2 protein-coding genes are annotated in these 1,481 nt (G+C 69.1%); both read right to left on the reverse strand.

All coding sequences use genetic code 11. From position 1 onward, the window contains the following. Nucleotides 1-977 (reverse strand): PTS transporter subunit EIIC (locus AVW09_RS14580; RefSeq protein WP_197462656.1); only part of this gene is annotated, 977 nt, incomplete at its 3' end. A 53-nt stretch (nt 978-1,030) separates the two neighbouring features. Next, a partial coding sequence (locus AVW09_RS14585; protein ID WP_331709268.1) for a putative PEP-binding protein occupies nt 1,031-1,481 on the reverse strand: 451 nt, incomplete at its 5' end.

Here is a 1,481-nt window from a genome sequence, read left to right on the forward strand (position 1 = left end):
CCGGCGATGAGCGCCAGGACGGTCATCGGCTTCGCGAGAGCGTACGGGAAGTAGATCTCGTGGATGCCACCGAGGAACTGGATGACGATCGCGCCCGGGGCCGAAGCCTTCGCCGCGCCGACACCGAAGAAGGTGAACGCGAGGAGGAGGCCGAGGCCGGGTCCGGGGTTCGCCTCGATGAGGAACAGGATCGACTTGCCGGTCTCGGTGGCCTGCTGGATGCCGAGCGGGGTGAACACGCCGTGGTTGATGGCGTTGTTGAGGAACAGCACCTTCGCGGGCTCGACGATGATCGACAGCAGCGGCAGCAGGTGCAGGTCGACCAGCCAGCCGACCACGCCACCGAGGACTGTGCTGATCCCGAGGAAGATCGGACCGAAGGCGAAGAAGCCGACGATCGCGAGGATCATGCCGAGGATGCCGGCGGAGAAGTTGTTGACCAGCATCTCGAAGCCGGGGCGGATCTTCCCGTCCCAGATCCGGTCCATCTGCTTCGTGATGTACGCCGCGAGCGGGCCCATGATCATGGCGCCGAGGAACATCGGGATGTTCGTGCCGACGATGACACCCATCACGGCGATGGTCGCGACCACGCCACCGCGCGCGCCGTAGACCATGCGGCCGCCGGTGTTCGCGATGAGCAGCGGCAGGAGGTAGGTGATCATGACGCTGACCAGGCCGACGTAGCCCTGGTAGGTGCTGCCGTCCGCGTTGGCGGTGAGGGCCGTCGCGGCACCCGGCCACCCGATCGTGGCCGCGTCGCCGCCGCCACCGATGATCTCCGCCACGGGAGCCCAGTGCCACCCGAAGGGGCTCTTCGCGCCGAAGAATCCGGCGGGGATGAAGAGCATGGTGATGAAGCCCCACGCGATGAACGCCGCGATGTTGGGCATGATCATGCCGGAGAGGAACGTGCCGAATCGCTGGACCGCGACGCGTGCACCTCCCGGCTTCTTGGCTGTAGACGCCGTCGTCATTGCTGTGTCTCCTTGTTGTGGATGCGACCGCAGTCGCGGGGGTGGGGCGCGGCTCAGACCGCGAGGGATACGGAGGCGGCAGCCTGAGCTGCCTCCCGGGCGGAGGCCGCGTCGTCGGCGGCCAGGGCTGCCTCGGCGATGCGGCGCGCGTCGTCGAGAGAGTGGGTGAGGAGCGAGGCGCGGACGTCCGCGAGGGCGGTGGGCGCCATCGACAGCGTGGTCGCACCGAGGCCGACGAGCACCACCGCGAGCAGCGGGTCCGCCGCCGCTTCGCCGCAGATGCCGACGGGCTTGCCGTTCGCGCGGCCGGCGGCGCCGACCTCGCGGATGAGGCGCAGGACCGCGGGATGCCACGGGTCCTGGAACGACGCGACCGAACCGAGCAGCCGGTCGGCGGCCAGCGTGTACTGCGTCAGGTCGTTCGTGCCGATCGAGGCGAAGTCGGCGATCTGCAGGATGCGGTCGGCGAGCAGCGCCGAGGAGGGGACCTCGACCATGACGCCC

It is taken from the genome of Microbacterium sp. T32 (assembly GCF_001619615.1).
Classification (GTDB): Bacteria; Actinomycetota; Actinomycetes; order Actinomycetales; family Microbacteriaceae; genus Microbacterium.